Origin of the sequence: Nocardia gamkensis NBRC 108242 (assembly GCF_001612985.1) — a bacterium.
GTDB classification, from domain to species: Bacteria; Actinomycetota; Actinomycetes; order Mycobacteriales; family Mycobacteriaceae; genus Nocardia; species Nocardia gamkensis.
In genome coordinates this window covers 22,396-28,395 of sequence record NZ_BDBM01000076.1, presented here as the reverse complement: position 1 = coordinate 28,395, position 6,000 = coordinate 22,396, and the positions used below count along the sequence as shown (strand labels likewise).

At 71.5% G+C, this 6,000-nt stretch carries 4 protein-coding genes; all 4 read right to left on the bottom strand.

The annotated features are described in order from the left end of the window. Positions 1 to 384 precede the first annotated feature (384 nt). The 4 genes from NG1_RS33175 to NG1_RS33160 all read right to left on the bottom strand — a co-directional run bounded on the left by NG1_RS33175 (position 385) and on the right by NG1_RS33160 (position 5,928). A complete protein-coding gene (locus NG1_RS33175) occupies positions 385 to 1,395 on the bottom strand; it encodes a phytoene/squalene synthase family protein (protein WP_062977568.1) in 1,011 nt (336 codons plus the stop codon). Next, on the bottom strand, positions 1,392 to 3,110 hold the full coding sequence (locus NG1_RS33170; protein WP_084499376.1) for an alpha-(1->6)-mannopyranosyltransferase A: 1,719 nt from the start codon (positions 3,108 to 3,110) through the stop codon (positions 1,392 to 1,394). The genes NG1_RS33175 and NG1_RS33170 overlap by 4 nt, the downstream gene beginning before the upstream one ends. Positions 3,111 to 3,173: 63 nt before the next feature. Further along, a complete protein-coding gene (gene crtI, locus NG1_RS33165; protein WP_062977566.1) occupies positions 3,174 to 4,757 on the bottom strand; it encodes a phytoene desaturase family protein in 1,584 nt (527 codons plus the stop codon). A gap of 37 nt (positions 4,758 to 4,794) precedes the next feature. Then, a complete protein-coding gene (locus tag NG1_RS33160) occupies positions 4,795 to 5,928 on the bottom strand; it encodes a polyprenyl synthetase family protein (protein ID WP_062977564.1) in 1,134 nt (377 codons plus the stop codon). Positions 5,929 to 6,000: the final 72 nt, after the last annotated feature.

The following is a 6,000-nucleotide window of genomic DNA, read 5'->3' as shown; positions in this document are numbered from 1 at the left end:
GGAAGTCGTGGTTGTGGTGAGCTGGGCGCGTTGTTCTCCGTTTCAGGGCATCGGGCGCGCGGTCGGCGTGGGTGGCTTCTCGGGGTGAGCCGGGCCGCGAACGGCGGATGCTCGGTTCCGCTCTACTTGAAACTGGTGGTTGAGCTGGGGTGGTTGGGTGGGTCTCGAGGAACTGTGCTGTCTGAAGTTCGCCATGGGTGTGGTGTGGGTTGAACGTTCGGCGTTTGCTTCTCGTCGTGACGTGGTGGCTGCTCGGAAATGAGTGAACAGTGCTGTTCGCCGAGGTCTGCGGCGCGGACGGGCGAAGGTCCGTGGTTCCCCGGTAGCAGGAGGTCGGCGGTGGACGGCCGGATCCCTCTGGGATGGACGGGGCCGGGATGATCCTCAGCGGTCCAGGCGGCTGCGGAGGGTGGCGGTGGTGAATTCGGCGGCGGCTACGCGCAGGCGGTGGTGGCGCGGCACCGCGGCGCGGTGGTCGAAGACGGCGTAGTCGCTGCGTTCGATGTGGTGCAGGATGTCGGAGTAGAGGGTGGCCGCGGTGCGGATGGCGGGGCGTACCCGGGGTTCGAGCAGGTCGATACCGGATTCGGCGCGGCGGTAGAGGTCCCGGTTGACCGCGATGAGATGGGCGAGGGCACGGCGGACGCGTGGATCGGTGCGGCCGGTGCGCCGGCATTCGAACAGTAGGTCGTCGTCGACGCCGAACGCGGTGAGGGCATCGGCGGGCAGGTAGACCCGGTCGCGGTCGAGATCCTCCGCGACGTCGCGCAGGAAGTTGGTGAGCTGGAACGCCTCGCCCAGAGCGGCGGCGGCGGGCTCGGCCTCCGGCACCGGGACGACGGTGCCGAGCACGGGCAGCAGCTGCAATCCGATCGCGGCCGCGGAGCCGCGCATGTAGGCGCGCAACTCGGTCATGGTGGCGTAGCGGTTACGGAAGGACGGTGCGCCGGGCGCGTCCATGCGCATGGAGTCCAAGAACGTCCAGAAGTGCTGCGCCGCGATGCCGTAGCGGTGGATGGTATGGGTGACGGCGGCGAGCACGAGGGCGCGGGGCCGTAGGCCCGCTTCCCGGCTTCGGTCGTGCTCCGGATTCGGGTGGGAAGGCAGCAGCGCGTCGCCGGTGTGCGATCCCAGCGCGGCCCGCAGGTCCCGCTCGATTCGGTCGATTTCGGTGACCGGGTTGCTGTCGTGCGCGGCGGTGGGATGGCCCGTGCGGTCGACGACGTCGTCCACCATGCGCGCGAACGCGTACAGCGCGTGCACGGCGGGCCGTCGCTCGGCCGAGAGCAGCCGGGTGGCCAGGAAGTAGGTGCGGCCGTGCGTGGCGGCGATCTGCCTGCACTCGCGGTAGGCGAGCGGGAGCAGGGCGGAACTGGGTAGCCGGCCTTCGGTCATCGTGCGGCGGGCGAAGCGGTGGCCTCGCCGGGCGTGGCCGTGACCGTGCTCGGCGGCGTGGTGCGCAGGCGCAGCGGGTCCACCGTGCGCAGCGACAGCGCCGCGACGCTCGCGGCGAAGGTGGCGGCGACGACGTGCCAGAAGTTGTACAGGCCGATCGAACCGTCCGGCTGGAAGACCAGCATCAACCAGGTGCATACGCCGACCAGCGCCATCAGCGTCGTGGTGGACAGCGCGAAACCGGCGGCCAGCGCCAGCGGCCACGAGTAGTACCAGGGCAGCGCGGCGGGCGAGAGGATGACGATCGCGACGAACGCGATCAAGATGCCCAGCACTGCCTCGCGCTCGCTGTGCCGGAAGCGCCACCAGGTCAGGGCGAGCACGGCGACCAGGGCCAGCGCGCACATCGCGCGGGTCACCTCGAGCACCGATTCCAGCCGCAGCGGGGTTATCCAGGTGATCGCGTGCGCCATCACGGTCGGCAGCGAGAGCCAGTTGATGATCTTCTTCGACCCGGACAACGCGGTCAGCCAGCCGATGCCGACGCCCGCGATGGCCGAGGCGGCGACGAACACGACCGCGAACACGCTGAGCCCGAGCCCGGCGATCTTGCCGAACATCAGCGCGGGATGCGGCATGTCCTCCGTCGGCTCCGCGGCGTCGCCGGGCTGCTCGCTGGCGGGCAGGTGCGCCGGATCGCGCCCGACCCGCTGGGCGGCGCGGCGTTCGCGTTCGTGCAGCATCCAGATCCAGACCAGGAACGGCAGCGCGACGCCCGCGGTCGCCTTGATGGCCACACCGATCGCGACGACCACGATGCCCGCCACGTGGTGGCGCTCCAGCACCAGCGCGATGCCCGCGCACATCAGCCCGACCATCAGCATCTCGTTGTGCACGCCGCCGATCAGGTGGATCAGCACCAGCGGGTTGAGCACAGCCAGCCACAGCGCGACGGTCGGCTTGCCGCCGAGGTGCTTGGTCAGATACGGCACCGCCCACATCATCAGCGCCAGGCCGGGCAGCATGACCAGCCGCATCGCGATGGTGCCCGCCACCACGTTGTCGCCGGTCACGGCGGTGATCGCGCGACCGAGCAGCAGGAAGACCGGGCCGTAGGGCGCGGTGGTTGTGGTCCACACCGGACTGACGTTGTCCAGCAGCACACCGGGATTCGCGACCGGGCCGACCTGGTAGGGGTCGAAGCCGTCGCGCAGCAGCGCGCCCTGGGCGAGGTAGGAGTAGGCGTCGCGGCTGAACATCGGCACGGCGAACAACAGCGGCGCGATCCAGATGCCGACGATGGCGCGCAACTCGTTGAGCGTCACCTCGGCGCCGGTCCGGTCGCCGGTGCCGATCGTGGCGCGCCCGAGACGGACCCAGGCGGTGATCATGAGCAGCACGCCGATCCAGATGCAGATGGTCGACAGCGCGTAACCGTGCCCGAACCGCAGCCAGGACAGGTGCATGGCCTCGAGCAGCGGGTCGCGCTTGCGCACGCTGCCCGCGCCGAAACCGCCGAACATGATCATGATCGCGCCGAAGAAACCGAGCAGGGCGGCATGGCCCTCCGGGCTTCTGGCGAAGTCGGCGCAGGTGCGCATCCACCACAGGAAACCGCGATCGGTGGCCGATTCGCGACGTGCGGAGGCGGGCGACGAGGGACGGGTGTCACCGGCGGAGGCGGCCTCTGCGGTGCGCGTTTCGGGGGATGCCATCTGGTGTCGGTCCCCCCGAGTGGTCGGCGGTCGCAACCGCGAGCGAATAGGTCGGCGCTTAGTTTACGGCGTCGTCTCGAACACTATCCGGCTGGTGCGCGGGGTCGCACGCGAAGTGTGCCCGACCTCGCCCGCGATGCGGTTTGCCGCCAGTTTTCCGGATAACAGCGCGGTCGGCACGCCCACGCCCGGAGTGGTGCCGCAACCGGCGATAACCACGTTGTCGCTGGAGCGCGGGAAATTGCGCGACCTGAAGGGGCCGGTCTGCCGGAAGAGGTGTGCGGCGGAGAACGGCGTGCCCGCGAACATGCCGTAGTCCAGCCACGTCCGAGGTGTGTCGAGCCGGTCGACGGTGAAGTGCTCGGCGATGCCCCGGTAGCCGCGCGCTTCCAGCACGGTGAGCAACTCGCGGAGGTAGGCGGGGCCGAGGCGCGGCCAGTCCAGCGGCGCCGCCGCGAGATTCGGGCACGGCGCGAGCAAGGAGAACGGCTCGTGGCGTCCGTCGCCGCGTTCGACGAACAGGCTCGGATCGGTCAGAGCGGGCCGGGTCAGCAGCAGCGAGGGGTCGCTCATCAGCTTGCCGCGGCCGCGGCGGGCGGTGATCTCGGTGAACGTGCGGTCCCAGGCCTGCCCGAACTCGATGGTGTGGTGCGCCTGCACCGGCCATCGCGCCGCGACCGCGGCCGGGACGGTGCCGTGCGCGACGAGCGCCGACGGCGAGGCGCGCAGCCCGCGCCGCGGTCGCACACCGAAACGGTCCAGCGAGCCGAGGTCGGCGGTGAGCACGAGCGCGTCGCAGTCGAACGAGCGCCCGTCGGCGGTGCGGGCGCGCCGGGCCCGCCTGCCCGCGTAGTCGATGCCGACCACCTCGGCGTTCAGTTCCAGCGTGCCGCCTGCCTCGGCGAACGCCTGCGCCAGCGCCGTGGCGATCGCGCGCATACCGCCCTCGGGGAAGTAGACGCCCAGCGAGGTGTCCATATGCGGGATCGCGCCGTAGACGGCGAGCGCCTGCGCGGGCGGCATGCCCGCGTAGAGGGCTTGGAAGGTGAACAGGCGCGCCAGGCGCGGATCCCGCAGGAACCGGCGCACCTGCGGGCCGAGCCTGCCGAACCCGCCGAGACGTGCCAATTCGACCAGCGCGCGGCGCTTTTCGGGGAGGCGCACCATATCCAGCGGCGAGTCGAAGTTGGTGTCCATGAACTCGGTGAACTCCGCCGCGTAGACCCGCGCCAGCCATGCGCGCAGGCGCCGGTATCCGCGTGCCTCGGCCGGGCCGCAGGTCCGCTCGACCTCCGCGGCCATGGCGTCCGGGTCGGCGAAGACCCTGATCTGCGCGCCGTCGGCGAACCGGGCGTGATAGCCCGGCGCCAGCCGGTGGATGCGCAGCGGGGGCTCGCAGGTCTCCGGCGCGCGGCCCACGGCGGCGAGCGCGTCGGTGATCAGTTCGGGCAGGGTGAGGACGGTTGCGCCGGAATCGATCTCGTAATCGGCGCACTGGTACCGCCCCACCCGGCCGCCGGGGTGGTCGGCCCGCTCGAGCAGCGTGACCGTGTGACCCGCGCCGGTCAGGTAGAGGGCGGCCGACAGGCCGGCCAGGCCCGCGCCGACCACCACGACGCGATCGGTCGGTCCCGCAACGGTTCTCATCCGGTTCGTCTCCTTGCCGTGGCGCCCGATACCCGGCTCACGCCGCGCGCTTGGTCGCGGCCAGCGCCATCGCGCGCAGCCGTTCCTTGGCCACCGGCGTCGCCGAACTGGCTTCGATGGCGGCCAGACCGCTGTCGGTGAGTTCGGCGATCCGGCGTTCCACCTCGTCGACCGCGCCCAGTTCGGCGAGCAGCGCGCGCAGCCGCTGCACCTGCTCGGCGCTCAGGTCGGTGCCGATACTCGAACGCAGCAGCGCGGCCGCGGCGGTATCTGTCTCGTCCGCGCGGCGCAGCGCCTCGGCCAGCAGCACGGTGCGCTTGCCTTCGCGCAGGTCGTCACCGGAGGGCTTGCCGGTGACGGCCGGATCGCCGAATACGCCGAGCAGGTCGTCGCGCAGCTGGAAGGCGATCCCGATCGCGGTGCCGAACCGGCGGTAGGCCTCGATCAGCTGCTGATCGGCGGCGGCGATGGCGGCGCCGAGGTGCAGCGGGCGTTCGACGGTGTAGGCGGCGGTCTTGTAGCGGTTGATCCGCAGCGCGGCCTCGACCGATTCGTCGCCGCCCGCCTCGCCGTTGATGTCGAGCAGTTGACCGCCGAGCACCTCGGTGCGCATGTCGGCCCACACGGGGGCGAACCGGGCGATGGCCGCGGGCGTCAGTCCGGACGCGTGCACCATGTCGTCGGCCCAGGACAGCGCCAGGTCGCCGACCAGGATGGCCACGCTGGTGCCGAAGTGCGCCGAGTCGCCCGCCCAGCCGCGGTCGCGGTGGCGCTGCTCGAAGTCGACGTGCACGGTGGGGAAGCGGCGGCGGGTGCGGGAGGAATCGATGATGTCGTCGTGGATCAGCGCGCAGGCCTGGACGAGTTCGAGGGCGGAGCAGGCGGTGAGCACCGCGGTGGCCTCGGGGGCGTGCGGATCGCCGCCCGCTCCGAGCCACCCGGTCCACGCGAACGCCGGCCTGGTGCGTTTCCCGCCGCGCAACACGAACTGCTCGAGCGCGTCGGTGGCCTCGACGAAGACCGTGCCGAGGCGCTCGGTCGTCGGGCGGCGGGTGGCGAAGAAACTGGTCAGGGCGTCTTCCACGGCGGTGACGAAGGCGGGGGTGCCCGGCTGCGGCACCGCGGGACGCGGCGTCTGAGTACCGGTTGCGGCGGACAGAGGAGCCTCCAAGGTCGTGCGGATGGTTCACGCACGGGGTCGCGGAGGGTGCCCGGGCGCTGCGGGTGATTCGGGGCCGAGCGG